Source organism: Brevundimonas sp., assembly GCF_046295075.1.
Lineage (GTDB): Bacteria > Pseudomonadota > Alphaproteobacteria > Caulobacterales > Caulobacteraceae > Brevundimonas.
In genome coordinates, this window is record NZ_JBKBOC010000008.1 from 1 (window position 1) to 25602 (window position 25602).

A 25602-nucleotide genomic window follows, 5' to 3' on the forward strand; every position below is an offset into this window, starting at 1 on the left:
GGCGCCGCCCTTTCTTTGTTCAATCACAGGCTTCGTGATTTGCGCGCAATCGCACACCATGGTTCTCGATGTCATCGGATCATGGGAAGGACGCAGTGACGCCTGAGGATCGGGAGTTCGGGCACGGCCTGAAGCTGACCGCCATCGCGGTGATCAGCGCCGTCCTGACGGCGACCTTCGTCATCGGCGCTGGCCAGGCGCTTTTGGGCGAATCCAAACCGATCATCATGCCGCAGGCAACCGTCTCGCACGCATCTGCAGACTGACCCCGCTCCCATAATCCTGAAGACTTCTACGGCACAGAAAAAACGCCGCCTCCTTTCGGAAGCGGCGTTCTGTCTTTCGACGACTTCAAAATCCGAAGATCGACCCGGAGATAAGTCCGGGTCGACCCCTCAGAGGTCTTAGAAGTTGATGTCGATGGTCGCGCGGCGGTTGAGCGGTTCACGCACACCGTCGGCGGTCGGCTTGGCCAGGTTGGTTTCGCCCTTGCCGTCGAGGGCGATGACGCCGCCGTTGACGCCTGCAGCAACCAGCGAGTCCGCGACGGTGCGCGAACGGCGGTTGGACAGACCCAGGTTATAGGCGGCCGAACCCGAGGTGTCGGTGTAGCCGACGATCACGACGCGCGTCGGACGACCCGACTTGGCGTAGTTGGCGGCTTGGGTGACGACCGAGCGAGCTTCCGCCGTCAGGTCCGAACGATCCCAGTCGAAGTAGACGACGAACTGGCGAGCGACCGGGGTCTGAGCGACCGGCGCCGGGGGCGGCGGGGGCGGAGGAGGCGGCGGGGGCGGGGGCGGCGGCGGAGGCGGCGGGGGAGCCATTTCTTCCGCACCGAAGCTGTAGCGCAGACCCAGCGTCACGGTGTGCGACTGATCGTAGTCGCCGTCCCATTCGCCGAACTGCGTGGCGCCGACGCCCGTGCCGACCGTCCTCGAGTCGAACGAAGCATCGCCCGTCAGATAGCGGTAGGTCAGGTCGATGTTGGCGCGGTCGCTAATGGCCCAAGCCAGACCGGCGATCGCCTGAGCGGCGAACTTGGTCGAGCTGTCGTCAGCAGCGAAGGTCGCGCCGCGGTTGGCGCGCAGAGCGCCGACCGTGTCGGTGTTGACGCGGTTCACACCAGCGCCCAGACCGACGAAGGGACGGACGCCCCAATATTCGAAGCCAAAGTCATAAATGACATTGGCCATCAAAGTCGCCGACTCGATGTCGCCTTCGGGAGAGAAGCAGCCGCCCGTCGCCGGGGTCAGGTTGCAGAGGCCTTGCGTACCGGAAACGGCACGGACCTTGCCGATGTCGCCCGAGCGGTAGCCGCCTTCGAGCTCAACGCGCCAGTTGGGGTTGAAGCGATAGCCGAGACGGGCGAACGCCGCCCAGCCGTCGTTCACTTCATAGTTCCACGACGCGCCAGTCGTGGACGACTCGGCGTTGATGTCGTCGATCATGTGGTAGCCGGCGTCGATGGCGCCGTACCAGCCGTTGGGTTCTGCCGACGCAGCACCAGCCGACAGGGCCAAGGCGGCCGCTGCGCTGGACGCCAGCACGAAAGTCTTCATACGCATAGGGGGTGGCCCTCCGCCTCAGTTATAGTAGGGGCGGGTCTACCGCCTAAGCGGGTCTTACCAGCCTTGCTTTAGAAGGTCGAGGCGGAAACGTGACAGAACCAGGCCCTGAGCAGCCTACCGTGGCGTTGATGTTACAGCTAAATTTATCGCCCTGTCGATCTTTGGTTAACTTCCGACCCGGAGGACGTCACAATCTCAAAAAGGCGCTTCAGCCAACTCTTCCGAGTATTCGACGCCAAGTCATCCACTGACAGATCAATCCGCCACGACTTGCATCCCAAGCCATTCGGCGATCAGGGCCGGTTTATCGCCGCCTTCGATCTCCACGGTCAGCTCATGCTTCAACAGCAAGCGACCGCTGCCCTTGTCTTCGGCCGACAACAGCTTGAACCGGCCTCGAATGCGTGATCCAGCAGGAACTGGCGCGAGAAATCTCAACCTGTCGAAGCCGTAGTTGACGCCCATCAGCACCCCGTCCAGCGGCGCGACCGCGTCATAGCTCATGGCTGAAGCAAGGCTCAGCGTGAGGAAGCCGTGGGCGATGGTTCCGCCGAACGGCGTGGCTTTGGCGGCTTCTGGATCGACGTGGATGAACTGATGATCCTCGGTGCAGTCGGCGAAGGCGTCGATCCGGGCCTGGGTGACGTCGAACCATTTCGACACCCCGACCTCCTGGCCGATCAGTCCCTGAAGTTCGCTGGCCCTGGTCATGGCGTCCACCCTCTCTTGCTTTGAGGCGAGGTTGGCCGACCGACGCGACGAAGGAAAGTCCTCAGACGCCAAACCGACCTTCGATGATCTCGGCGTACAGGGTCGGATCGACATTGCCCCCCGACAGGATGATCGCCGTCGTCAGCCCTTCCGTTCCGATCTTTCCGGCTAACAGGGCGGCCAGAGAAACCGCGCCGCCGGGCTCGATGACCAGCTTCAAATGGCGGAAGGCGAAGCGCATCGCCTCGGCCACCTCGGCGTCCGCGACCGTGATCGCTCCGGTCAGCCGGCGGTTGATCGGCCAGGTCAGGACGCCCGGCATCGGCGACATCAGGGCGTCGCAGATGGAGGGCGTGCCTTGTGGATGCCCGACACGCTCGCCAGCCGCCATAGACCGCGCCGTGTCATCGAAGGCTTCGGGCTCGACCACAAACACCCGCGTCGAAGGGCTGCGTTCGGCCATGACCAGATTGACCCCTGCCATCAAGCCGCCGCCCGAGGCGCCGCACAAGAGCTGGTCGAACGGCATATCGGCCTGATCCAGCATCTCCAGCGCCGTCGTCCCCTGCCCCTCGATGATGAAGGCATCATCGAACGGCGGAACCAGGATCGAGCCGCGCTCGGCGGCGATGGCGGCACCGATCTCTTCGCGGCTTTCTGTCCAGCGGTCGTACAACCGCACCCCGCCGCCAAAGCCGATCACCCCCTCGACCTTCACCTGGGGTGAGTCCGACGGCATGACGATGATCGCAGGCGTGCCGACCATGGCGGCGGCGGCGGCCACCCCCTGCGCATGGTTGCCGGACGAGAAGGCGACGACGCCGCGCGCCTTTTCCTCATCCGTCAACCGGCTGATGCGGTTATAGGCGCCGCGAAACTTGAAGGCCCCGGCCCGTTGCAGGTTTTCCGCCTTCATCAGGACCCGACCGCCGACGACGGCGTTCAGGGCAGGGCTTTCGAGCAGCGGCGTGCGGACGGCGACGCCGTCGATCTGACGGGCGGCGTCGAGGACGCCTTCATAGCTGGGCAGATGCGTCGTCATATGCTCCCCTTAACTCAAGGTCTGAGCGCCGCGTAAGGCGTTCAAGGGAGAAACGTCTTGAGCCTCATACTCGCCATCGACCAGGGCACGACCTCGACCCGCGCCATCGCCTTCGAGGTCGCGCCTCAAGCAGCGCGAAGCGCGGCAGGCGAAAGGCATCAGGATCTGCGTCCGATCGCGGTTAGCCAGATCGAGCTGGCCCAGCATTTTCCCAAATCTGGCTGGGTCGAGCACGACGCCGCCGAGATCTGGACCGCGACCCTTCAGACCTGCCGCGAAGTGGTGCGAAAGGCCGGCGGCGTCGCCCGTTTCGCCGCCATAGGCATCACCAACCAGCGCGAGACGGCGGTGATCTGGGATGCATCGACCGGCGAGCCCCTGCACCGCGCCATCGTCTGGCAGGATCGCCGCACCGCCGACGTCACCGCCCGCCTGACCGCCGAGGGTCATGAGCCCATGGTCCAGGCGGCGACAGGCCTGATCCTCGACCCCTATTTCTCGGCGACGAAATTCGCCTGGCTGCTGGACGCCGTGCCGGGATCGCGCGAGCGGGCGGCCAAGGGCGAGGTCAAACTGGGCACCATCGACGCCTGGCTGATCTGGAAACTGACCGGCGGTCGCGTCCACGCCACCGATGCGACCAATGCGTCCCGCACCGCCCTGATGGACCTGAAGACGGTCGAATGGCGCGACGACCTGTGCGCCCTGTTCGGCGTGCCGAGCGAGGCCCTGCCCGTCATCGTCCCTTGCGCGGGCGTCATCGGGGAGACCGATCCGGCGCTGTTCGGCCGCGCCCTGCCCATCGCCGGTTCGGCGGGTGATCAGCAGGCGGCCCTTGTCGGACACGGCGCGCTGAAGGCCGGCGACGCCAAGATTACCTATGGCACCGGCGCCTTTCTGGTCGCCAATGTCGGAGCCGAGCCGGTGGCCTCGACGCGGCGGCTGCTGGGCACGCTGGGATACCGGGCCGACGGCGAGACGGCCTATGCCCTGGAGGGGTCGATCTTCTCGGCCGGGTCGGCGATCCAGTGGCTGAGGGACGGGGTCGGGCTGATCTCGGAATCGCGCCAGTCCGAGGCGATGGCGCAGGAACTGCCCGACAACGGCGGGGTCTATATGGTGCCCGGCTTTACGGGCCTGGGCGCGCCGTGGTGGGAGCCGGAGGCGCGGGGAACCGTCGTCGGGCTGACGCGGGATTCCGGCCCGGCCCATTTCGTCCGCGCCGCGCTGGAAGCCCTGGCCTACCAGACGCGGGATCTGCTCGACGCCCTGGCCCAGGACGGCGCCCCGCCGCTGAAGACGCTGAAGGTGGACGGCGGCGTCACCGCCAACAGTTTCGCCATGCAGTTCGTCGCCGACATCTGCGAGGTCGAGGTCGAACGCCCGGCCTTCCAGGAGATGACCGCCCTGGGCGCCGCGCGTCTGGCGGCCCTGGGCGTCGGCCTGCTGCCCGATCTGGAGGCCCGCCCCGCCGAGGCCCCCGCCTGCTGGAAGCCGCGCATGAAGACAGAGGAACGCGAGCGTCTGCTTTCCGGCTGGCGTCGCGCGGTGAAGGCCGCCATCATCGCCGCGCCGGACCGGGCGTAAGACGCGGGCGGCGTAGGAAACCCCAAAAGACCTGACTGGGCCGCCCATGACCGACGCCTCTTCACTCGACGCCCCCACTCTGGACGCCCAGACCGCCTTTTCCGGCACGCGCGAGGTCGATCCCCGCTACCGGCTGGACGAGGCCGCGCTGGACGCCTGGATGACCGCCCATGTCGCGGGCTACGCCGGCCCGCTGACGGTGCGCCAGTTCAAGGGCGGCCAGTCCAACCCGACCTACGAGCTGGTCACGCCGGGCGCCGCCTATGTGCTGCGTCGCAAGCCGCCCGGCGTTCTTCTGCCCAGCGCCCACGCCGTGGACCGGGAGTTCCAGGTCATCTCCGCCCTGGCCGCCCAGGGCTTCCCGGTGGCCAAGCCCCATGCGCTCTGTCTGGACGAGGCCGTCATAGGCTCGATCTTCTATGTGATGGACAAGGTCGAGGGCCGCATCCTCTGGGACCTGAAACTGCCTGGCCTGACCCCCGACGAACGCCGTGCCATCTACCATGCCCAGACCGACGCCCTGGCCCGGCTTCACGCCTTCGACCCCGCCGCCATCGGCCTGGCCGACTATGGCAAGGCCGGCAATTATTTCGCGCGCCAGGTCGGCCGCTGGACTAAACAGTATCGCGCCTCGGAGACCGAACCCGTCGCCGCCATGGACCGGCTGATCGCCTTCCTGCCCGACAGCCTGCCGCCCGAGGGACCAAGCCGCATCGTCCACGGCGACTTCCGCCTCGACAACATGATCCTGACGCCCGACCAGGCCCAGGTTCGCGCCGTATTGGACTGGGAGCTGTCGACCCTGGGTGATCCGATGGCCGACTTCTCCTACCTGCTGATCGCCTGGGCCATTCCGGCCAGCCTGCGCAACGGCCTCGCCGGCGCCGATCTGGAGGCCTTGGGCATTCCGTCCGTCGAGGAGACGGTCGAACGCTACGCTGCGGCGACGGGGATGCGGCCCGCCAATCTGGAGTGGCTCTACGCCTACAACCTGTTCCGTCTGGCGGCCATCTGCCAGGGCATCGCCGGCCGCGTCCGCGACGGCACCGCCGCCAGCGCCCACGCCAAGACCATGGCCGCGCAAGTCGGCCCGCTCAGCGACGCGGCCTGGGGTTTCGCGAAGAAGGCCGGAGCCTAGCGCGGCGGCTTTGACCCAAACGCATTCCGTCGATACGCCGGGCGTCATCTGCTGCTTTTCACAGGACACAAGGCGATGATCGCGCTGCCGACAAGACGTCGATGGACCTGGGCGCTCGCCGCCGCGCTGGCCTTGGTCGTCGTCGTCAAATCCGACCCCACGACAGCGCAGTCGGTCGAAGACGGGACGTCGCTGTCCCGGTTCCACTGGCGCTCCTCCGCCCAGGTCATCGCGCCAAGGGCCGGTGACGGAAACGGATATTCGGCGCTCAAGGACCCCTCGATCGTCCGTGTCGACGGCGAGTATCATGTCTTCATGACCTCGGTCGGGGCCGAGGGCTGGCACATGGCCTATACCCATTTCACCGAGTGGTCGCAGGCGTCGACTGCCACCATCGTCGATCTGAAACAGTCGGGGATCGGGCCCGGTTACAGAGCCGCCCCGCAGGTGTTCTACTTCGCGCCTCAGAAGCTCTGGTATATGGTCTATCAGAGCGGTCCGCCCGTCTATTCCACGACCGCGACGATCAGTGATCCGTCATCCTGGAGCGCACCGACACCCTTTTTCGACCAGGCCCCGGACATCATCAAGGCCGCCACGGGCCAGGAAGCCTGGCTCGACTTCTGGGTCATCTGCGACGAGGCGTCCTGCTATCTGTTCAACACCGACGACCACGGCAACCTGTTCCGCTCACGGACCTCGATCCAGCAGTTTCCGGCCGGATTTTCCGACACACGCCGCGTCATGACCGGGCCTCGAGACGACATCTTCGAAGCCAGCATGCACTACAGACTGGCCGGCACGAACACCTACCTGACCCTGGTCGAGGCTATCGGACCCCAGGGACGCTACTTCCGCGCCTGGACCAGCGATCGGCTGGATGGCGACTGGCGTCTGCTGGCGGGCAGTCCCTCGAATTCCTTCGCCGGGTCGGACAATGTCGTCTTCGATGGCAGGGCCTGGTCTCAGGGCGTATCGCACGGCGAGCTGGTCCGCAGCGGTTATGATCAGACCCTGACGATCGATCCCTGCCAGCCGCTTCAGTTTCTCTATCAGGGCCTGGAGCTGCATGCGCCCGACACGGCCTATATCGACCTGCCCTATCGCCTCGGCCTGCTGACGGCGACCGGACCCAATCCCGTCAGCGCTCTGTGCCCTGCGTCCCCATAAGACAGCGCCCGATCTTCAGTCCCTGACGGCGGCGCCCAGGATGCGTTTGTCGGTCTTGCCTTGGACCAGCACCGCCACCGCCTCGCCGGGACGGGCGGGGGGCAGGGTGTAGAGCATGGGGCGGCCGCGCCATTCGCCCAGGCGGGTCACGCCGCGCACGACGTTCATGTGCCGCACGGCCTGGCCGCGGTTCTCGCCCTGTCGGACCTCGACCACCTGGGGACCGGGCGTATAGGTCACCGCCACGACCTCGGCGCCGCCGACGGGCGCGCGGCCGGAGCCGACGCCGACGCCGTTCCCGGTCTCGCGAAACTCGATCTGGGGCGGCCAGACCTGACGCACGGCTTCCTGGTCGATGGCGGTTTCAAGTTCGAGGCTGCGGGCGCCCGAGACCTGACGACGGCCGTCGATCACCACCTGAGGCGTCGAGACGCCGCGTTGGCGCAGGGCGGCGCGATAGGCGCGCTGGCGCTGAACGAACTCCGGGCGGGCGAAGGTGTCAGTCCAGCCCAGATAGTCCCAGTAGTCGACGCCATAGGTCAGGGCGATGACGCCGGGCTGGGCCGCCGCCTTCTCGACCGCCGCATTGGCCTCGACACAGCCGCCGCAGCCTTGGGCGGTGAACAGTTCGACCACCACCGGCGGGCCGTCGGCTGTAGCGTGACGCGGCGCGAGCGGCGGACGGCCGGCAGCCGGCTGGGCCGCCGAGGCGACGGACAGCAGGGCGCCCGCCATGACCGTGCCCGCGATGATCCAGCCCTTGGTGTTCATGCCGTCGTTCTTAGTCCCCGCGACCCGCCGCCGCGCCTCATAATCGCGTGACCCACGGGCTCAAGCCGCGCGCGGAGCGCGAAAGCCCAAACAAGGACGGGCTCAAGCAGCGCCAAGCGCGGTAGCCCAAAAGAAAAAGCTCTCAGTCCATCAGCTGTTGCGACAGATAGACATAGTGGCGCGCCCAGCGGCGAGCGTTGGCCACCGGATCGGCGTCGTTGGAGTGACCGCCGGCCGTGTCCTCGTAATAGAGATGATCGTGACCCTGGTCGCCCAGGCGGGCGGCGAACTTGCGCGCATGACCGGGATGGACGCGGTCGTCCCGCGTGTTGGTGGTCAGATAGACGCTCGGATAGGTCACGTCGGGCCGCAGTTGCTGATAGGCGGAATATTTCGCGATCCAGGCGGCTTCTTCCGGGATGCGCGGGTCGCCGTATTCGCCGATCCACGAGGCTCCGGCCGGCAACTCGTGATAGCGCAGCATGTCCACCAGCGGGCTCTCGATCACCGCCGCATTGAACAGTTCGGGATGCTGGGTGATCGACACGCTGGTCAGAACCCCGCCGTTCGAGCGGCCGTAGATGCCCAGGCGACGCGGGCTGGTGACGCCGCGCTGTTCCAGGTCGCGCGCCACGGCGGCGAAGTCGTCGAAGGCCTTCTGGCGGTTTCCGTCCAGCGCCGCCTGGTGCCAGTCGGGACCGAACTCGCCGCCGCCACGGATGTTGGCCTGGACGAAGACCCCGCCCCGCTCCAGCCAAAGCTTGCCCATCTCGGGCTTGTAAGCCGGGTTCAGACTGACCTGGAAACCGCCGTAGCCCAGCATGATGGTCGGGTTCGACCCGTCCAGCTTCATGTCGCGCGGACGGGTGATGAAATAGGGGATCTTGGTCCCGTCGGTCGAGGTGGCCTCGTACTGCTCGGTCACGTCGCGCGAGGCGTCGAACTTGGCCGGTGCCGACTTCAGCGTGGTCAGAGCGAGCGCGCCGTTGTCCAAGGGCGCGGCAAGGCTGGCCGATAACAGGCTGAGCGCCGGCGGTGTCAGGAATCCTTGGCTCGAAACAAAGACCTCTCCTCGTGACTTGGATCTGTCGCCTAAGCCGACGGCGCTGTTCGTCGGCACAGCCAACTCGACAAGCCTATAGGGCTGTTCGCCATGCGGTCTGAGGGTGATTAGACGGCCCCTGACGTTGTCGTTCAGCGCAACGACCAGCCGATCATCCAGAACGGCGACATCCGCCACCGACTGCCGCTGATCTGGCGCAAACGCCTCCACCTGCATGTTGCCGAAAACAAGGTGGGGATTGTCGATCTCCAGGCCATTGAGCGGCGGCGCGACCAACGTTCCCGCCTTGAAGGACTTGATGGACCCATTCCAGTCCTCATCCAAAACGAAAACCAGGGACTGATTGAGCATCCCGTACAGCGTCACGCGGCTCGGGATGTGAAGGCGCACCGGGCGCCCGTCCTTCAACCACCACGTTTCCGACCGGAAGGTGTCCAGCGGGCGGGTGATGATGACGGCCGTGACCTTCCCATCCTTGTCGCGATAGACGGCCGGGCTGACGCCATAGCCGCCGTCACCCTGTTCGCCGCGATAGACCTCGGTCGCCTGGGCCAGGGTCTGGCCGCGCTTCAGCGTTTTGACGATGAAGGGATAACCGGACTCGGTCATGGTCCCCGCGCCGAAATCGGTGGCGACCAGAAGCGTGTCGCGGGCCAGCCATTCGATGCGGTGCTTGCCCTCGGGCAGGTTGAACCCGTCGTCCACGAAGCGCTTGGTCGTCAGGTCGAACTCGCGCACCACCACCGCGTCCTTGCCGCCGTCGGACAGGTTGATCAGGCAGCGGGTCTCGTCGGGCGCCAGGCAGTCGGCGCCCTTGAACACCCAGTCCTTGCCTTCGGCCTTGGACAGGGCGTCGATGTCGAGCAGGGTCTCCCACTGGGGCGTGGCGGTGCGGTAGCTGTCCAGCGAGGTCCGGCGCCAGACGCCCTTGGGGTTGGTCGCGTCCTGCCAGAAGTTGCCGACGCCCTCGCCCAGGAAGCTGGGCGAGGGGATGCGGTCGGTTGCGGTCAGGATGGCTTCGGCCTCCGCCCGGAAGGTCTCGTAGCGCGGGTCGCCGGTCAGGACGGCGAGGGACTTGCGGTTCTCCTCGGCGACGAAGGCCATGGCCTGCGCCCCATCCACCTGCTCCAGCGCCAGATGGTCGTCGGCGGCTGCGACGCCTGCCGGGGTCAGGTCGCGGGGGAAGTGGGGCGGAGGCGCCCGCTCGGCGGTCGACGCCGGAGCCGTCGCGGTCTGTGCGAGCACGGGCGTAGCCCCCATCAGAAGGGCCGGAATGGCGGCGGACAGGATCAGGTGACGCATGCTTTTGAACTTTCCGCTCATCCCCGCGAAAGCGGGGATCCAGACCTTTGGGCGTTCGGCGTCGCCCGTGTCGTAGTGAACGCAATCCCAGCCGCCGAACCTTGCGAAAGCACTGGGTCCCTGCTTTCGCGGGGATGACCGGAATAAGGCCTATTCCTGCGCCGGCGTGTCCATCAGGCGGCGCGACAGATAGGTGTATTCCAGCGCCAGGCGGCGCGCGGTCTCGCGCAGGTTCGCCCCGGCCGCGTGGCCGCCGTCGACGTTCTCGTAGAACAGGACCGGATAGCCCAGCTCCTCCAGACGCGCCGCCGCCTTGCGGGCATGGCCCGGATGAACGCGGTCGTCCTTGGTCGAGGTGTGGATGAAGACTTCCGGGTAGGGCTGGCCGGCGCGCAGGTTCTGATAGGGCGAATATTGCTCGATCCAGGCACGCTGCTCGGGGATGTCCGGGTTGCCGTATTCGCCGATCCACGAGGCGCCGGCCAGCAGCTTGTGGAAGCGCAGCATGTCGAACAGGGGCACCTGGATGACGGCGGCGTTGATCAGGTCCGGCCGCTGGGTCAGCATCGCCCCCATGAACAGCCCCCCTTGAGAGCCGCCCATGATGCCCAGCTTGGGCTGGCTGGTGATGTTGCGCTGGGTCAGGTCCAGGGCCACGGCCTGGAAGTCCTCGTGTGCGCGCTGGCGGTTCTGCTGCAGAGCCGCCTCGTGCCAGCGCGGGCCGAACTCGCCGCCGCCGCGCGTATTGGCGATGACATAGACCCCGCCGCGCTCAAGCCACAGCTTGCCGACCGTCGCCGAATAGCCCGGCAGCAGCGAGCTTTCGAACCCGCCATAGCCGTACAGCAGGGTCGGGTTCGACCCGTCCAGCGGCATGTCCGCCTTATGGACCACGAAATAGGGGATCATCGTCCCGTCGGCCGAGCGGGCCTCGTGCTGGTCCACCGTCATGCCGGCGGCGTCGAACTTGGCCGGCATGGACTTGACCTGATCGACCGCGCCGGTCGCGGCGTCGGCCAGCCACAGGCTGGACGGGTTCAGATAGCCGGTGACGCTGACGAAGACCTTGTCGTCCTTCTCGGAGGCCGAGCCGATGCCGACCGAGACGTTCTGCGGCAAGTCCAGAATCGTGTGCGCCCATTCACCTTCACCGGGCGTATAGACCCGCACAGAACCGCGCACATTGTCGTACAGGGCCACGACCAGACGGTTGCGCGTGACGTTGACGCCTTCGATCGCTTGGCGCTCGGTCGGGCGCAGCACCAGTTGGGCCGGGGTCGCCTGGTCGGCCAGCCAGGCCTCCAGCGGCCAGGCGATCAGGTCGCCCGTCTTGAAATCCTGGCCCGACGGCGCGGTCCAGTCCTGTTTCAGCGACACCAGCAACCGCCCGTCCACCAGACCGGTGATGTCGGACTTGGCCGGCAGCTGAAGCTGGGTCAGGGCGCCGTCGTCGGTCAGGCGCCAGGTCTCGGACGAATAGAAGTCCACCGACCGGTTGATCAGGGTCGCCTTCACCACCCCGTCGGCGTCACGCAGCGTGTAGCCGGACACCGAGACGTCCGTCGGCTTGCCCGTGAACAGGGTCTCGGCCTGATCCAGGCCCTGACCGCGCTTCAGGCGCTTGACCACCATCGGATAGCCCGAGTCGGTCAGGGTGCCGGGGCCGAAGTCGCGCGAGATCAGCAGGGTGTCCTTGTCGATCCACGACGCGCCGCCCTTGGATTCCGGCAGGACGATGCCGCCCTCGACGAACTTGCGCTCGACGCTGTCGAACTCGCGCAGGGTCACCGCGTCCTTGCCGCCGTTTGACAGGCTGAGCAGGCAGTAGCGTTCTTCGGGCGCCAGGCAGGTCGCGCCCTTGTAGACCCAGTTCTGGCCCTCGGCCGCTGCCAGGGCGTCAATGTCCAGGATGGTCTGCCATTCCGGCGTCGCAGTGCGATAGCTGTCCAGCGTGGTCCGGCGCCAGACGCCGCGCACGTGCTGGGCGTCCTGCCAGAAGTTGTCGATATGGCCGTCGTGGGTGAAGCCGGGCGAGGGGATGCGGTCCTGGGCCTGGACGATCTCCAGCGCCTGCTGGTGCAGCGGCTCGTAGCGGGCGTCGCCCTGCAGCACGGCGAAGGTGCGGTCGTTATGGGCCTTGACCCATTCCATCGCCCGCTCGCCCTCGACCTCCTCCAGCCACAGATAGGGATCGGTCGCGTCGCTGGTCGCGAAGCCGCCGGGGGCGGGAGAAGGAGCGGGGGAAGCTGCAGGGGTCTGGGCCATGGATACCGAAGTCAGGCTGGTGGAGGCGAGAAGGGCCGCGAGCGCGACGGCGGAAGAGCGGATCATGGACAGTCCCTGGAAAACGAAGCCGGCACCTTAGCGGCGCCTTCCCGCGCGGCAAGTCGAGGGACCTTACCGTTTTGTCACACCGCCCACCCTTTCGGCTCAGCCTTCGTCGGGAATGCAGAGCAGGTTTCCACAGGCCTTGCAGTGGACGGCGTCGGGGTCGTGCGTCTGGAGGCCACAACGCTCGCACGGATAGCGAACCTTGTGCGGCTTGATCAGGGCCTGGGCCAGACGCAGGAACAGGGTGATGCCCACCAGCATGATGGCGATGGACAACAGCTTGCCCAGCGATCCGGGCAAGGTCACGTCGCCGAACCCGGTCGTCGTCAGGGTCGCCACGGTGAAATACAGGGCGTCGATATAGCCCGCGATCCCGTCATGTCCCAGGAAGGTCGCATAGACGAAACCCGTCGTGACGAAGACGAACGTGACCAGGCTGGACAAAGCCCGAACGATGCCCTCGACCCGGGTGTCGTCAAACTTGGCCCCGATGGTGCGCCAGAAGAAGTCCGAGTTCAGCAGGGTCCAAAGGCGCAGCATCCGCAGGAAGCCCAGGTTGAACAGCCAGGCGGGGAACAGCAGCGTCGCCAGGATGAACAGGTCCAGCCAGACGATGGGCCGCTTCAGCCAGTCCCTGATGTCCGAATAGGCATAGGCCCGCGCCGCCAGATCGGCCGCCAGGGTCGCCGCCACCAGATAGTCCAGCGCATAGAAGGCCCAGCCCATGTTCTTCAGGATTGGCGAGGCCAGGAAGAAGGCGATAATGGCGAAGTCCACCGCGATCACCATCAGTCGGAACTTCACCGCCGCCGGCTGGCTGCCGTGATAGAGATAACGCAACCGCGCCTTCAGCCGCAGGCCGTCGTCCTTGGGGTCGGTTTCGGTATGGGACACGCTGGTTTCCGGGACGCAGGGATGCGCCTATATGGCCTGCATGACCCGTCCTTTCGTCAAGATGAACGGCGCCGGCAATGACTTCGTCGTCGTCAATGCGCTGGAACAGCCGTTCGCTCCCACCGAGGTGCAAATTCGCGCGCTGGGCGGCCGTGAAACGGGCGAAGGGTTCGACCAGCTGATCGCCATCGAACCCTCCGCGACGGCCGACGCCTTCATGCGGGTGTGGAACGCCGACGGATCAATGGTCGAGACCTGCGGCAACGCTCTGCGCTGCGTCGGCTGGCTGTTGATGCAGGCGAACGGCGCGGATCGCGTCGTCATCGATACGGCGGGCGGACCGACCATCGCGACCCGCGCCGGCGACCACCGCGTGACCGTGGACATGGGCAAGCCCCGGCTCGACTGGACCCAGGTGCCGTTAGCCGAGGAGATGGACACGCGCGGGATCGAGCTTCAGGTCGGGCCGATCGACGCGCCGATCCTGCACACGCCCGGCGCCGTCTCCATGGGCAATCCGCACGTCGTCTTCTTCACCGACCGTCAGGATGATGAGTTCGTCACCGCATCAGGCTCGCTGGTTGAGCATCACCCGCTGTTTCCGCAAGGGGTCAATGTCGGCTTCGCCAATGTGCTGGACCGCGACCACATCCGGTTGCGGGTCTGGGAGCGCGGGGCAGGCCTGACCAAGGCCTGCGGCACCGGCGCCTGCGCCGCCCTGGTTGCGACAGCCCGACGAGGCCTGACGGACCGCAAGGCTACCGTGGTCGTGGACGGCGGCGAACTGGTCATCGACTGGGATGCGCAGACCGATCATGTGCTGATGACGGGGCCGGTCGAAATCGAGCGCACGGGCCTGCTGTCGATCTAAAAACATGCCGTTTGCGGAAAACCGCACACGACTGTTCCGTCGGGTCACCTTTTTCGCACAGAGTCGGCGACGGCTTCGGGTTTGACAGCCTTCGCGTCCCGAAACTGTGGGATAAGGCGCGATAGCCCGTCTGCGGTTGTCCCTTACCGTCCGCCGCTTTAGGAACAGACGAGCCAATCAGAAACGACGCGCCCGGAAACGCCCAAAGTCATGCCCGATCAAACCGAAAAACAGACCTTCTCCGACCAAGAGGCCCTGGATTTCCACCGCATCCCCACGCCGGGCAAGATCTCCATGGCCCCGACCAAGCCTATGGCGACGCAACGGGATCTGTCGCTGGCCTATTCGCCGGGCGTGGCCGTGCCGGTCCTGGCCATCGCCGCCGATGCCGATAAGGCCTACGACTACACCTCCAAGGGCAATCTGGTCGCCGTGATCTCGAACGGGACCGCCATCCTGGGCCTGGGCAATCTGGGCCACATGGCCTCCAAGCCGGTGATGGAAGGCAAGTCGGTCCTGTTCAAGCGGTTCGCCGACGTCGACAGCTTCGACGTCGAGGTGAAGACCACCGATCCGGACGAGTTCATCACCGTCGTCAAGAACATCGGCGACACCTGGGGCGGCATCAATCTGGAGGACATCAAGTCCCCGGAATGTTTCGTCATCGAAAGCGAGCTTCAGGACCTGCTGGACATTCCCGTCTTCCATGACGACCAGCACGGCACCGCCATCATCTCGACCGCCGGCCTGATCAACGCCTGCCATGTCGCGGGCAAGAAGCTGGACGAGGTCAAGGTCGTGCTGGCGGGCGCCGGGGCGGCGGGCCTGTCCTCCATCGCCCTGATGAAGGCCGCGGGCGTCAAGGCCGAGAACACCGTCATCTGCGACCGCGACGGCGTGGTCTATCAGGGTCGCGAACACGGCATGGACCAGTGGAAGGCCGCCCACGCGACCGACACGCCGCTGCGCACCTTGGCCGAGGCCATGGTCGGCGCCGACGTTGTGCTGGGCCTGTCCGCCAAGGGCGCGATCACCAAGGAGATGGTGGCCTCCATGGCCCCCAATCCGATCATCTTCGCCATGGCCAACCCCGATCCCGAGATCACGCCCGAAGACGTCCAGTCGGTGCGGTCGGACGCCATCATCGCCACTGGCCGCTCGGACTATGTGAACCAGGTCAACAATGTCCTGGCCTTCCCGTATCTGTTCCGGGGCGCCCTGGACGTGCGGGCGCGCCGCGTGAACCACGAGATGAAGATCGCCTGCGCCCAGGCCCTGGCGGCTCTTGCACGCGAAGACGTGCCGGACGAGGTCGCCGCCGCCTATCGCGGGCGCAAGCTGAAGTTCGGTCCGGACTACATCATTCCGACGCCGTTCGATCCGCGCCTGATCTGGTACATCCCGCCCTTCATCGCCCAGGCGGCGATGGATACCGGCGTGGCCCGCGTCCAGATCGAGGACATGGACGCCTATCGCAACGCCCTGCGTTCGCGCGTCGATCCGTCCGCCGCCCTGATGCAGAAGATCAGCTCGGCCGTGCGCGGCGGGCCGAACAAGCGCGTCGTCTTCGCCGAGGGCGAGGAACCCGCCGTCATCCGCGCCGCCTGGGGCTTCAAACAGGCCGACCTGGGCACGCCGCTTCTGGTCGGGCGTGAGGATCTGATCCGTCAGAACGCCGCCGAGGCGGGTCTGAACTTCGACGAACTGGGCATCGAGATCATCAACGCCCGCGTCTCGGACCACAATGTCGAGGACACCGACTGGCTGTACGAAAAGCTGCAGCGCCGGGGCTATCTGCGCCGCGATGTGCAGCGGATGATCAACCAGGACCGCAACTATTTCGCCGCCACCCTGGTCGCCAAGGGCCGGGCCGACGCCATGGTCGCGGGCGTGACCCGCAACTTCAACATGGCGCTGAAGGAGGTCCAGCGCGTGCTGGACGTCGAGGACACCCTGATCGGCCTGTCGATCCTGCTGGCCAAGGGCCGGACCCTGTTCGTCGCCGACACCACCATTCACGAACTGCCCAACGCCGAAGAGCTGGCTGACATCGCCGTCAAGGCGGCCGAGACGGTGCGCAGGCTGGGCCGCAATCCGCGCGTGGCCTTCCTTTCCTATTCCACCTTCGGCAATCCGCCGGGCGACCGCGCCGAAAAGGTCCGCGAGGCGATCCGCATCCTGGACAAGAAGGGCGTCGATTTCGAATACGAGGGCGAAATGCCGCCCGAGGTCGCCCTGGATCCCAAGGGTCACCCCGCCTACGCCTTCAACCGCCTGACCAAGCCCGCCAACATCCTGGTCATGCCCGCCATCCATTCGGCCGCCATCTCGACCAAACTGGTCCAGGCTTTGGGCGGCGCGACCGTGATCGGCCCGCTGCTTGTCGGGCTGGAGAAGCCGGTGCAGATCGTGTCCCTGGGCGCCTCGGTCAGCGAGATCATCACGGCAGCCACATTCGCCGCCTATGACGCCGGTCCCGCCTTCCAGGGGTCGGGCCTGACCTCGGCGCCGCGTCCCCCGGCGGCCGTGGTCGAGCGTTGAGCGAACTTTCGCCCTTTCCACCCGCCGCCCCGCCGCCCCGGCGGGTGGAGCCAGGGCTCTATCTGGTCGCCACCCCGATCGGGAATCTGCGCGACATGACGCTGAGGGCGCTGGACGTACTGGCCGCCGCCGACCTGGTGCTGGCCGAGGACACCCGCGTCACCGCCAAACTGCTGGCGGCCTATGGGCTGAAGGCCAGGCTGGAACGCTGCGACGACCATGCGTCCGGCCGCGCCGCCGAACAGGCCATCGAACGCCTGCGCGAAGGGCAGGTCGTGGCCCTGGTGTCGGACGCGGGCACGCCTCTGGTCAGCGACCCCGGCTTCGTCGTCGCCCGCGCGGTGATCGCCGAAGGCTTGCCCGTCCATCCGATCCCCGGCGCCTCAAGTCTGTTGGCCGCCCTGTGCATCGCCGGCCTGCCGGCCGACCGGGTGCTGTTCACGGGCTTCCTGCCGCCCAAGACGGCCGGGCGCACCGCCGCGCTGGAGGCGTTGAAGGGTCAGCGCCAGACCCTGGTCTTCTTCGAGAGCGGACCGCGACTGAAGGACAGCCTGACCGACATGGCCGCCGTGCTGGGGCCGCGCCCCGCCGCCGTCGCCCGCGAACTGACCAAACTCTATGAAGAGTGTGTGCGCGGAACGCTGGACGATTTGGCCATCGATCCGCGCCTGGACGGTCCCAAGGGCGAAATCGTCGTGGTCGTCGGCCCCGGCGAAGAGGTTCAGGCGACCGAAGCCGACGCGGACGCCGCCCTGATCGACGCCCTGCAGACCCTGTCGACCGGCGACGCCGCCTCGGAGGTCGCCAAGGCCCTGGGGTTGAACCGCAAGACCCTCTATCGCCGCGCGCTGGAGCTGAAGGGCAAGTGAACCCGCGTCTGCCTCGTCCAGCGCCGATCCGTCGCCCCAAGGCGGCGTGGCGTCAGGCGAAGGGCGGGGCGGCGTTCAAGTCCGGTCACGCTGCCGAATGGATCGCGGCCCTTTGGTTGATGCTGCGTGGCTATCGCGTCCTGGGCTTTCGGCTCAAGAGCCGGGCCGGCGAGATCGATCTGCTGGTCTGTCGCGGCCGTGTGCTGGCCGTGGTCGAGGTCAAGCGCCGGGCGACGATGGAGGCGGCGATGCTGGCGCTGAAACCCGACCAGCACGACCGGCTGATCGCAGCAGGCGAAGCGATCCGGCGCAATCGGCCCGGCCTGCAACGTCTGGATTTGAGAATTGATATGGTGGCGCTGGCTCCGTGGCGCGTTCCGCGTCATCTTCGCGGCGTCGAAAGGCGCTGACGAAGGGATCGCATGACGCGCGAGGAGGCCGAGGCCATCCTGACCGCGGCCGGTCAGGCCGAGGACGACGCCTTCCCCCTGCTGGAGGCTGCGATCGCCTGCGCCATCCACGACCAGCCCTTGCGCGATCCCGAGCCCGTGCGCGCCCTCGCCCGCAACGCCTGCGAGCGATTGAAGGAACGAATCGGCGGCGAAGGCCCCGACGAGGCGCTGTCCGAGACCCTGTGCGCGGACCTTCGGCTGAACGGCGACCTGATCCATTTCGATCATCCCGGAAACACCGACATCATCGCGGTGGCCGAGCGGCGGCGCGGCCTGTCCGCCGCCCTGGCCGTCTTCTATCTGCATGCGGCGCGGGAGGCGGGGATCACGGCGGCGGGTGTGGACTTTCCCGGCCATTTCATGATCCGCGTCGAGACGCCGGAAGGGCCGGTGGCTCTGGACCCGTTCAGCCAGGGACGGCTGATCCTGCCCAGCGAACTGAGCCGCCGGGCGCTTCGGGCCGGGCTGATGCCGCACGTCGCGGATCGACTGGACATCCTCATGGCCCCGGTGACGGATCGCCAATCCCTGATCCGGTTGCAGAACATGCTGTTCAGCCGCGCCATTCGCGGCCGGGACTATGAGGCCGCAGAACGCTCGGCCCTGCGCCGCGCCCTGCTGGACCCCGAAGACCACCGGCCCTGGCTCGACGTCGCCTCGGCGCGCGAGAAACAGGGGGCGCTGGCCGGCTCGCTGCAGGCCTTGTCGCGCGCCCACGGTCTGGACGGAGTCGAGGAGGCGCGGCGGTTCACGACGTTCGAACGCGTCCGGATGCAGTTGAACTAAACCACGGCCTCGCCGCGCAGCAGCCGGGGCAGATCGCCCGTCGCCCCGCCCGCCTCCTGCATGAAAGCCCGGCGCAACGGCCCGATCCGATTGACCGCAGCCATGCCCAGGTCGCGCGCCAGACGCACCGGCGCGATATCGTTGGAGAACAGTCTCACGAAGGCGTCGAAGCCCGCCGCCAGTGCCGCATTGTCGAACCGGCGCCAACGGGCGTAGCGTTCCAGCACCGTCTCGGCGCCCAGGTCTTCGCCCAGCCGCGCAGCCTCGGCCAGAACCTCGGCCAGGGCGGCGGCGTCCTTCAGCCCCATATTCAGCCCCTGGCCCGCGACGGGGTGGACGCCATGCGCCGCGTCTCCGATCAGGGCGATGCGCGGGGCGACCAGTTTCTCGGCCAGGCTGAGCGCCAGCGGATAAACGAAGCGCGGCCCCTCGACCGTCGCCCCGTCCAGAAACTCGCCGAAGCGGCGCATTAGATGGGCGTGGAAGGCTTCGTCCGAAGCGTCGCGCAAGGCCTCGCCCCGCCGCGTCGTCTCGGTCCAGACCAGGCTGGCGCGCTGATCGGTCAGGGGCAGGATGGCGAAGGGGCCGCTGGGCAGGAAATATTCGTGGGCGATATTGCCGTGGTCGCGGCCCAGCCGAACCGTGGCCACCACGCCGCTCTGGCCATAGCCCCAGCCGACGGTTTCGATTCCCGCAGCGCGGCGCACGGTCGAGCCCCGGCCCTCGGCGCCGACGACCAGCGGGGCGATCAGCGTCGATCCGTCGGCCAGGGTCACGGTCGCCTTGCCCGCATCGGTCTCGACGCTGGCGACGGTGGCCGGCGCACGCACCTCGATCCCCGCCCGCGTCACGGCCTCGGCCAGGGCGACGCGGATGCGGCGGTTCTCAACCATGTATCCCAGCGGTTCGCCCCCGGTGCGGCCGCCGATCTCGTCGGCGTCGAAGCGCAGGAAGGCCGGCGAGGCCTTGCGGCTGGCGGCGCCGGGCCGCCTGCCGTCCGTCACCAGAATATGGTCCATCCGACAGGCGTGGGGACGCAAGGTCTCTCCCAGACCCAGGGCGTCCAGCATGCGGAAGGTGGAAAAGGCCACGGCCGTCGAACGCCCGTCGAACGTCGGCGCCATCTGGGCGCTGAACGGTTGGGGATCGACCATCACGACCTTCAACCCGCCCTGCGCCGCCGCCAGGGCGAACGCCGCCCCGGTCAGGCCTGCGCCTGCAATGACGATGTCGTAGCGTTCGGTATCGGCCATGACAGGCTTTTCGCGCCGCCGACGCCAAAGGTCCAGTGGGCGGTTTGTCCGCCCCAAGGCCAAGCTGGTAAACAGCCCCTTAACCCTGGGGGTGCGAGAAGGGGGTGAGTATCCTTTCGTCGTCAGGGTTCGCCCTCCCATGTCCACCGCCCTCGCCATCAGCCGTCAGGCCTGGATCAGCGCCCGCATCCTGTGGGACGCGCCCTTTGTGGTGCGGTTCAGGGGGGTGCTTCAGGCCTTGCTGGCGACCCTGCTGCTGGTCGCCCTGGTGTCGTGGAATCCGGCGGACGCCAGTCTGAACGCGGCCTCCAGCCTGCCGACCACCAACTGGCTGGGGGCGAACGGCGCCCTGTTCGCCGATCTGTTCATGCAGTCGCTGGGCCTCGCCGCCTGGCCCGCCGCCCTGCTTCTGGTCGCCTTCGGCCTTGCCCGCGCGGTCGGCGATGCGATCCAGCAAAGGCTCAAGCCCTCGCCGCTGAAAGCTTTCGCCGCGACCGGCGGGGTGCTGTTGCTTTCCAGCGCCTTGGCCGCTCTGGCCGCGCCCGCCGCCTGGCCTCTGGCGGCCGGTCTCGGCGGCCTGTGGGGCGATGCGGTCACGGGTCTGGCGGCGCGCGGGATCGGCGCCCTGCATATTCCAGGCGGTCGGATCATCGCCGGCGTCATCTTCCTGATCGTCGGACTGTGGCTGGTCGGTTTCGCCATCGGCCTGCGCGCCATGGACTTCATCGACGCCCTGCATTGGGGCAAGTCTCTGCGCCCGGCCGCCGCACCCCGCGCTACGGCCCAGTCTGCCCGCGAAAAGGCGCCGGCCAAGGCCCGCACGCCCCGCGCCGCGCCCCCGCCCGAGGAGGCTTCACAAGCCGCGCCTGCAGATGCGCCGCAGACCGCCTATGACGACCTGCCGCCTTGGGAGGACGACGCCGTCCAGCCCGCGCCGCGCCCGTCTGCCGCCCGCCCTGTCGAGCCGCGCGTCGCTGCGGTGAAGGCGCCCAAGGCCCGCAAGGACGACGTGGACCAGCAGGCGTTCGACTTCGTGCGTCCCGAGGGCGATTTCGACCTGCCGCCGCTGGGCATCTTGACCAAGCCCCCCCAGCGCGTGGGTGCGGTCGACGAGGATTCGCTGAAGCAGAACGCCAAGATGCTGGAAGGCGTCCTGCAGGAGTTCGGGGTGCGCGGCGTGATCGACCAGATCCGCCCCGGCCCGGTCGTCACCCTGTACGAACTGGTCCCTGCGCCGGGCGTGAAACACGGCCGCGTGGTGGCCCTGTCCGACGACATCGCCCGGTCGATGTCCGCCCGCGCCTGCCGCATCTCGGTAGTCCAGGGGCGCAACGCCATCGGCATAGAACTGCCCAACGCCAAGCGCGAGACCGTCTATCTGCGCGACCTGCTGGCCAGCGCAGAATACGACAAGAAAAGTCACCTGCTGCCGCTTGCTCTGGGCGAGACCATCGGCGGCGAGCCCTATGTCGCCGACCTGGCCCGCATGCCCCACCTGCTGATCGCGGGCACCACCGGCTCGGGCAAGTCGGTCGGGGTCAACGCCATGATCCTGTCGATCCTGTATCGCCACAGCCCGGCCGAGTGCCGCTTCATCATGATCGACCCCAAGATGCTGGAGTTGTCGGTCTATGACGGCATTCCGCACCTGCTGGCGCCGGTCGTGACCGATCCGAAGAAGGCCGTCGTCGCGCTGAAATGGACGGTGCGCGAGATGGAGGATCGCTATCGCCGCATGTCCAAGCTGGGCGTGCGCAATATCGCCTCGTACAACGAGCGTGCTCGCGAGGCCCAGGCCAAGGGCGAGCATTTCGAACGCACGGTTCAAACCGGCTTCGACGAGCAGGGCCGCCCCGTTTACGAGTCCGAGAAGATCCGTCCCGAGCCCCTGCCCTTCCTCGTCGTGGTCATGGACGAGATGGCCGACCTGATGCTGGTCGCCGGCAAGGACGTCGAGGGCGCGGTGCAACGCCTGGCCCAGATGGCCCGCGCCGCCGGCATCCATCTGATCATGGCCACCCAACGGCCGTCGGTCGACGTCATCACCGGCACCATCAAGGCCAACTTCCCGACCCGGATCTCCTTCCAGGTCACGTCCAAGATCGACAGCCGCACCATCCTGGGCGAACAGGGCGGCGAGCAGCTGCTGGGTCAGGGCGACATGCTCTATATGGCCGGCGGCGGTCGCATCACCCGCCTGCACGGCCCGTTCGTGGACGACAAGGAGGTCGAGGACGTCTGCAAACACCTGAAGGCCCAGGCCGAGCCCGACTATCTGGACCTGATCACCGACGAGCCGGACGGCGACGGGGACGGCGCTGTGGACGAAGGCGGCGGCGGTTCTGGCGACGACCTCTATGACCGCGCAGTCGCCGTCGTCACCCGCGACCGCAAGGCCTCGACCAGCTACGTCCAGCGTCGTCTACAGATCGGCTACAACCGCGCCGCCTCCCTGATCGAGCGGATGGAACAGGAAGGCGTGGTCAGCCCCGCCAACCACGCCGGCAAGCGCGACGTCCTGGCCGGCCCGCCGCCGATGGTGTGATCCAAGCCAAGGAACGGCTGCGCTCGCGAGCCGTTGTCTGGCCCGCCATCGTGTCCAAGCTTCAGCATTTCGATGAACAGGGCTTCATCGCAGCGCCGGAATATGGTCAGGCTCGCGTCATTCCGACGCCAAGCCGACCGGGCAAGACGGCAGGATCGACAACCATCCCGAACGGGAGACGGACTTCATGACCTCCAAGACGCTCGCCATCGCTCCGACCGACCTTCAGCGCCGCAGCCTGCTGCTGGGCGCAGGGCTTCTGACCGGGTTCGCCGCTCTGGGCGTGTTCGACACCGCCCAGGCCCAATCCAACCTGTCGGCGGCCGACCGCGCCGTGGTTCAGCAAGCGCAGGGCTATCTTCAGGCCCTGACCTCGGCGCAGGGCACGTTTACCGAGACTGGCCCCAACGGCCAGAGCCGTCAGGGGCGATTCTATCTGCAGCGTCCCGGCAAGATGCGGTTCGAATACACCAACCCCGCAGGTCTTCTGGTGGTGTCGGACGGCTATAACGTCAAACGCTACGACCCCCGCCTGAACACCTTCCAGCAGGTGCCGCTGGGCCGCACGCCCCTGTCCACCTTCCTGGCGCGCAACGTCCGGCTGGACCAGGGCGTCCGCATCGAGCGCGTGACGCGAATGGCGTCCGGCGCCTTCGCCATCACCGCGCGCGACGCCAACCGTCCGAACGACGGACAGGTGATCCTGGCCTTCGCCGGCAATCCGATGCGCCTGCAGGAATGGACCATTACCGATCCGCAAGGCGCGCGCACCCGCACCCAGCTGACGGCGTTGCAGCCGGCGTCGAACCTGTCAGCGCGACTGTTCCAGCTGACCGACCCGACGCGTCGTCCCGGCCGAAACTAAAAGGCCTGAGGGGCAGGTGACCATTCCTCAACCCCTGTTCCTCTAGACTGGCCGCATGAGCGCGACCGCCCCGCCATCGCTGAAATGGATCGTGGCGGTCGGCTTCGGGGCCTTCGCCCTGTTCATGCTCGGCGCGCTGGTGGTGGAGCCGGCGGTGCATGGCCTGATCGAACCGGCGGATGATCCCGCGCCGCCCCGCCCGTCAGGTCGAGTCGAGGTCGGGGACGCGGTGCTGGCCGGCCGATACGCCACGGCCGGATCGACGTTGGTGGTCCAGATCGAAGGCGGCGCGCTTTCGACCGGCACGGGCGGGACGCTGAAGTCCGAGCCGCATCGCCTGGTCCCGGCGGATCAGCAGGCCAGCGTCTCCACGATCTTCGCCGACGCCATGACCGTGCCGACCCAGGCGCAGATCGAGATCCGACGTGTGACGGCGGAAGAAGACACCCGGCTTTGCGCGGGGCATCCCGTCGGCTGGCTGGCGCTGGCGGTGCGGCGTGACGGCTTCGTCATGATGCCGGTCCGGCAAGGACCGCCGCCCGGCGCCCTGACGCCCGACGATCGGCTGTGCGCCGTTCTGGACCTGAGCCGATGATGCGAGGGCTGTTGCTGGCCGCCCTGATCGGGGCGGTTGCGGCGCTTCTGACCTGGACGAAACCGGGCGATGCGACACCCACCGGCGCGCCGGACACCGTTGTCGTTCAGGTGCTCGACAACGGATTCCATACCGATCTGGCTGTGCCGCGCGAGGCGCTGGTGCGACGCGGCGGCCCACTGGCGCGCGCCGCCGCAGGGCTGGCGCCCGGCGACTGGATCCTGATCGGTTGGGGCGATGCAAAATTCTATGTCGATCAGAGCCCCATTTCGGATCGCCTGCCCGACGGCGCGCGCGCCTTTCTGCACCCCCGCAACCGTTCGGTCCTGATGCTGGACCCGCGTAGCGTCGATCCGCGCCTGACCTATGGGGAAGACAGCGCCACCCTGATCCTGACGCGCGCCCGGTTCGACCGACTGGCCGCCCGCGTGGAGGCGTCGCTGGACCTGTCGGACGGCGCGCCTCGCATCGCCACGGCGCGTCCCGGCGACGATGCGCGCTTCTTCGCCAGCCGCGAGACCTTCTCCATCCTGCATCTGTGCAACCACTGGACGGCGGACGTGCTGAACGCCGGCGGGGTTCCGATCCGCCCGGTCCAGTCGATCACCTCGGCCGAGGTGATGCGGTCGGTCAGGGCGGCCGAACAGGAGCGAAAACTGGACATGAGCCCGTCGCGAGACTAGACCGCCCGACTTTCGCTTATCCGGCCGGGTCCGAGCCCCGGCGGGCGAACAAGAAGGAGAGGCCGATGGCCCACAAACAATTTACCCGCAGTTCCTCCACCTCTAGCCCGGCAGGAAAAGCGCCCAGCCAGCGGCAACTGCGCGCCGGCGAGCTGATCCGTCACGCCCTGGTCGATATCCTGCGCGAGGAGGATATCCGCGACGAGGCCCTGGCCGACGTATCCATCACCGTGACCGAGGTGCGCCTGTCGCCGGACCTGAAGCACGCCACCTGTTTCGTCGAGCCCCTGGGCGCCGGCGTCGAGGCCGCGCCGACCAACGGCCATGAGAGCGAGATCATCAAGGCCCTGAACGTCCACGCCAAGTTCATCCGCGGTCAGCTGGGCCGGCGGCTGGACATGAAGTTCACGCCCGACCTGAAGTTCCGCCACGACGAGAGTTTCGGCGCCGCCAACCACATGGACAAGCTGTTCGCCGATCCGCGCATCCAGGCCGACCTGGCGGCCCGCGACGACGAAGGGGACGAGGACTGATGATCGCGATCCTCCCCCATCGGGGGAGG

At 67.4% G+C, this 25602-nt stretch carries 22 protein-coding genes; 14 read left to right on the forward strand and 8 right to left on the reverse strand.

What is annotated here, in order from left to right; genetic code table 11:
• Nucleotides 1–95 precede the first annotated feature (95 nt).
• Nucleotides 96–266: a hypothetical protein gene (locus ACK4MH_RS08250; RefSeq protein WP_409716950.1), complete on the forward strand. Its 171-nt coding sequence runs from the start codon at nt 96–98 to the stop codon at nt 264–266.
• Nucleotides 267–404: 138 nt separating this feature from the next.
• On the opposite strand, the gene ACK4MH_RS08255 is transcribed toward ACK4MH_RS08250, so the two are convergent.
• The 3 genes from ACK4MH_RS08255 to ACK4MH_RS08265 form a co-directional block, all read right to left on the reverse strand.
• The gene (locus ACK4MH_RS08255) at nt 405–1562 is read right to left on the reverse strand and encodes an OmpA family protein (RefSeq protein ID WP_409717194.1); all 1158 of its coding nucleotides are present in this window, start codon (nt 1560–1562) and stop codon (nt 405–407) included.
• Nucleotides 1563–1826: 264 nt separating this feature from the next.
• Nucleotides 1827–2282 (reverse strand): MaoC family dehydratase, encoded by a 456-nt coding sequence (locus ACK4MH_RS08260; protein WP_409716952.1) that lies wholly within the window; start codon nt 2280–2282, stop codon nt 1827–1829.
• 61 nt (nt 2283–2343) lie between these two features.
• Nucleotides 2344–3324 (reverse strand): threonine/serine dehydratase, encoded by a 981-nt coding sequence (locus ACK4MH_RS08265; RefSeq protein WP_409716954.1) that lies wholly within the window; start codon nt 3322–3324, stop codon nt 2344–2346.
• A 57-nt stretch (nt 3325–3381) separates the two neighbouring features.
• Here ACK4MH_RS08265 and glpK point away from each other — a divergent pair, with 57 nt between their 5' ends.
• The 3 genes from glpK (at nt 3382) to ACK4MH_RS08280 (ending at nt 7219) form a co-directional block, all read left to right on the forward strand.
• Nucleotides 3382–4911, forward strand: a complete 1530-nt coding sequence (glpK, locus tag ACK4MH_RS08270; protein WP_409716956.1) for a glycerol kinase GlpK — start codon at nt 3382–3384, stop codon at nt 4909–4911.
• Between the two features lie 46 nt (nt 4912–4957).
• Nucleotides 4958–6049: a phosphotransferase family protein gene (locus ACK4MH_RS08275; RefSeq protein WP_409716958.1), complete on the forward strand. Its 1092-nt coding sequence runs from the start codon at nt 4958–4960 to the stop codon at nt 6047–6049.
• A gap of 75 nt (nt 6050–6124) precedes the next feature.
• A complete protein-coding gene (locus tag ACK4MH_RS08280; RefSeq protein ID WP_409716960.1) occupies nt 6125–7219 on the forward strand; it encodes a non-reducing end alpha-L-arabinofuranosidase family hydrolase in 1095 nt (364 codons plus the stop codon).
• A gap of 15 nt (nt 7220–7234) precedes the next feature.
• Here the strand turns inward: ACK4MH_RS08280 and ACK4MH_RS08285 are convergent, their stop codons facing one another.
• From ACK4MH_RS08285 to ACK4MH_RS08300, 4 genes are all read right to left on the reverse strand, one after another.
• Entirely contained in the window at nt 7235–7990 is a 756-nt protein-coding gene (locus ACK4MH_RS08285) for a DUF1223 domain-containing protein (protein ID WP_409716962.1), read from the reverse strand.
• A 142-nt stretch (nt 7991–8132) separates the two neighbouring features.
• Nucleotides 8133–10355: a prolyl oligopeptidase family serine peptidase gene (locus ACK4MH_RS08290; protein WP_409716964.1), complete on the reverse strand. Its 2223-nt coding sequence runs from the start codon at nt 10353–10355 to the stop codon at nt 8133–8135.
• Nucleotides 10356–10505: 150 nt separating this feature from the next.
• Nucleotides 10506–12686, reverse strand: coding sequence for a prolyl oligopeptidase family serine peptidase (locus ACK4MH_RS08295; RefSeq protein ID WP_409716966.1), 2181 nt, complete (start codon nt 12684–12686; stop codon nt 10506–10508).
• 99 nt (nt 12687–12785) lie between these two features.
• Nucleotides 12786–13580 (reverse strand): potassium channel family protein, encoded by a 795-nt coding sequence (locus ACK4MH_RS08300; protein WP_409716968.1) that lies wholly within the window; start codon nt 13578–13580, stop codon nt 12786–12788.
• A gap of 40 nt (nt 13581–13620) precedes the next feature.
• On the opposite strand from ACK4MH_RS08300, the gene dapF reads away from it, so the two are divergent.
• From dapF to ACK4MH_RS08325, 5 genes are all read left to right on the forward strand, one after another.
• Entirely contained in the window at nt 13621–14451 is an 831-nt protein-coding gene (gene dapF / locus ACK4MH_RS08305; protein ID WP_409716970.1) for a diaminopimelate epimerase, read from the forward strand.
• A 210-nt stretch (nt 14452–14661) separates the two neighbouring features.
• Nucleotides 14662–16992: an NADP-dependent malic enzyme gene (locus ACK4MH_RS08310; protein WP_409716972.1), complete on the forward strand. Its 2331-nt coding sequence runs from the start codon at nt 14662–14664 to the stop codon at nt 16990–16992.
• Nucleotides 16989–17861 (forward strand): 16S rRNA (cytidine(1402)-2'-O)-methyltransferase, encoded by an 873-nt coding sequence (gene rsmI / locus ACK4MH_RS08315; protein ID WP_409716973.1) that lies wholly within the window; start codon nt 16989–16991, stop codon nt 17859–17861. Before ACK4MH_RS08310 ends, rsmI begins: the two co-directional genes overlap by 4 nt.
• Nucleotides 17858–18271, forward strand: a complete 414-nt coding sequence (locus ACK4MH_RS08320) for a YraN family protein (RefSeq protein ID WP_409716975.1) — start codon at nt 17858–17860, stop codon at nt 18269–18271. The genes rsmI and ACK4MH_RS08320 overlap by 4 nt, the downstream gene beginning before the upstream one ends.
• Before the next feature lie 12 nt (nt 18272–18283).
• Nucleotides 18284–19099: a SirB1 family protein gene (locus ACK4MH_RS08325; RefSeq protein ID WP_409716977.1), complete on the forward strand. Its 816-nt coding sequence runs from the start codon at nt 18284–18286 to the stop codon at nt 19097–19099.
• Here ACK4MH_RS08325 and ACK4MH_RS08330 read toward each other — a convergent pair.
• Nucleotides 19096–20352 (reverse strand): UbiH/UbiF/VisC/COQ6 family ubiquinone biosynthesis hydroxylase, encoded by a 1257-nt coding sequence (locus ACK4MH_RS08330; RefSeq protein ID WP_409716979.1) that lies wholly within the window; start codon nt 20350–20352, stop codon nt 19096–19098. The two genes, ACK4MH_RS08325 and ACK4MH_RS08330, sit on opposite strands and share 4 nt — an antisense overlap.
• Nucleotides 20353–20491: 139 nt before the next feature.
• Between ACK4MH_RS08330 and ACK4MH_RS08335 the strand changes: the two genes are divergently transcribed.
• The 5 genes from ACK4MH_RS08335 to rbfA all read left to right on the forward strand — a co-directional run bounded on the left by ACK4MH_RS08335 (nt 20492) and on the right by rbfA (nt 25573).
• Nucleotides 20492–22897, forward strand: a complete 2406-nt coding sequence (locus tag ACK4MH_RS08335) for a DNA translocase FtsK (RefSeq protein ID WP_409716981.1) — start codon at nt 20492–20494, stop codon at nt 22895–22897.
• A 187-nt stretch (nt 22898–23084) separates the two neighbouring features.
• The gene (locus ACK4MH_RS08340; protein WP_409716983.1) at nt 23085–23762 is read left to right on the forward strand and encodes a LolA family protein; all 678 of its coding nucleotides are present in this window, start codon (nt 23085–23087) and stop codon (nt 23760–23762) included.
• Between the two features lie 55 nt (nt 23763–23817).
• On the forward strand, nt 23818–24357 hold the full coding sequence (locus tag ACK4MH_RS08345) for a hypothetical protein (RefSeq protein ID WP_409716985.1): 540 nt from the start codon (nt 23818–23820) through the stop codon (nt 24355–24357).
• Nucleotides 24354–25040, forward strand: a complete 687-nt coding sequence (locus tag ACK4MH_RS08350) for a DUF2459 domain-containing protein (RefSeq protein WP_409716987.1) — start codon at nt 24354–24356, stop codon at nt 25038–25040. The genes ACK4MH_RS08345 and ACK4MH_RS08350 overlap by 4 nt, the downstream gene beginning before the upstream one ends.
• Nucleotides 25041–25105: 65 nt before the next feature.
• Complete coding sequence (rbfA, locus tag ACK4MH_RS08355) at nt 25106–25573, forward strand: 30S ribosome-binding factor RbfA (protein WP_409716989.1); 468 nt, start codon at nt 25106–25108, stop codon at nt 25571–25573.
• The last annotated feature ends 29 nt before the right edge of the window (nt 25574–25602 follow it).

What these genes read in the sequence shown, in the direction of transcription:
- ACK4MH_RS08255 (WP_409717194.1), bottom strand. Translation starts at nt 1,562, where the DNA reads ATGAAGACTTTCGTGCTGGCGTCCAGCGCAGCGGCCGCCTTGGCCCTG.
- ACK4MH_RS08260 (WP_409716952.1), bottom strand. Translation starts at nt 2,282, where the DNA reads ATGACCAGGGCCAGCGAACTTCAGGGACTGATCGGCCAGGAGGTCGGG.
- ACK4MH_RS08265 (WP_409716954.1), bottom strand. Translation starts at nt 3,324, where the DNA reads ATGACGACGCATCTGCCCAGCTATGAAGGCGTCCTCGACGCCGCCCGT.
- ACK4MH_RS08275 (WP_409716958.1), top strand. Translation starts at nt 4,958, where the DNA reads ATGACCGACGCCTCTTCACTCGACGCCCCCACTCTGGACGCCCAGACC.
- ACK4MH_RS08280 (WP_409716960.1), top strand. Translation starts at nt 6,125, where the DNA reads ATGATCGCGCTGCCGACAAGACGTCGATGGACCTGGGCGCTCGCCGCC.
- ACK4MH_RS08285 (WP_409716962.1), bottom strand. Translation starts at nt 7,990, where the DNA reads ATGAACACCAAGGGCTGGATCATCGCGGGCACGGTCATGGCGGGCGCC.
- ACK4MH_RS08290 (WP_409716964.1), bottom strand. Translation starts at nt 10,355, where the DNA reads ATGCGTCACCTGATCCTGTCCGCCGCCATTCCGGCCCTTCTGATGGGG.
- ACK4MH_RS08295 (WP_409716966.1), bottom strand. Translation starts at nt 12,686, where the DNA reads ATGATCCGCTCTTCCGCCGTCGCGCTCGCGGCCCTTCTCGCCTCCACC.
- dapF (WP_409716970.1), top strand. Translation starts at nt 13,621, where the DNA reads ATGACCCGTCCTTTCGTCAAGATGAACGGCGCCGGCAATGACTTCGTC.
- ACK4MH_RS08310 (WP_409716972.1), top strand. Translation starts at nt 14,662, where the DNA reads ATGCCCGATCAAACCGAAAAACAGACCTTCTCCGACCAAGAGGCCCTG.
- ACK4MH_RS08325 (WP_409716977.1), top strand. Translation starts at nt 18,284, where the DNA reads ATGACGCGCGAGGAGGCCGAGGCCATCCTGACCGCGGCCGGTCAGGCC.
- ACK4MH_RS08330 (WP_409716979.1), bottom strand. Translation starts at nt 20,352, where the DNA reads ATGGCCGATACCGAACGCTACGACATCGTCATTGCAGGCGCAGGCCTG.
- ACK4MH_RS08335 (WP_409716981.1), top strand. Translation starts at nt 20,492, where the DNA reads ATGTCCACCGCCCTCGCCATCAGCCGTCAGGCCTGGATCAGCGCCCGC.
- ACK4MH_RS08340 (WP_409716983.1), top strand. Translation starts at nt 23,085, where the DNA reads ATGACCTCCAAGACGCTCGCCATCGCTCCGACCGACCTTCAGCGCCGC.
- ACK4MH_RS08345 (WP_409716985.1), top strand. Translation starts at nt 23,818, where the DNA reads ATGAGCGCGACCGCCCCGCCATCGCTGAAATGGATCGTGGCGGTCGGC.
- ACK4MH_RS08350 (WP_409716987.1), top strand. Translation starts at nt 24,354, where the DNA reads ATGATGCGAGGGCTGTTGCTGGCCGCCCTGATCGGGGCGGTTGCGGCG.
- rbfA (WP_409716989.1), top strand. Translation starts at nt 25,106, where the DNA reads ATGGCCCACAAACAATTTACCCGCAGTTCCTCCACCTCTAGCCCGGCA.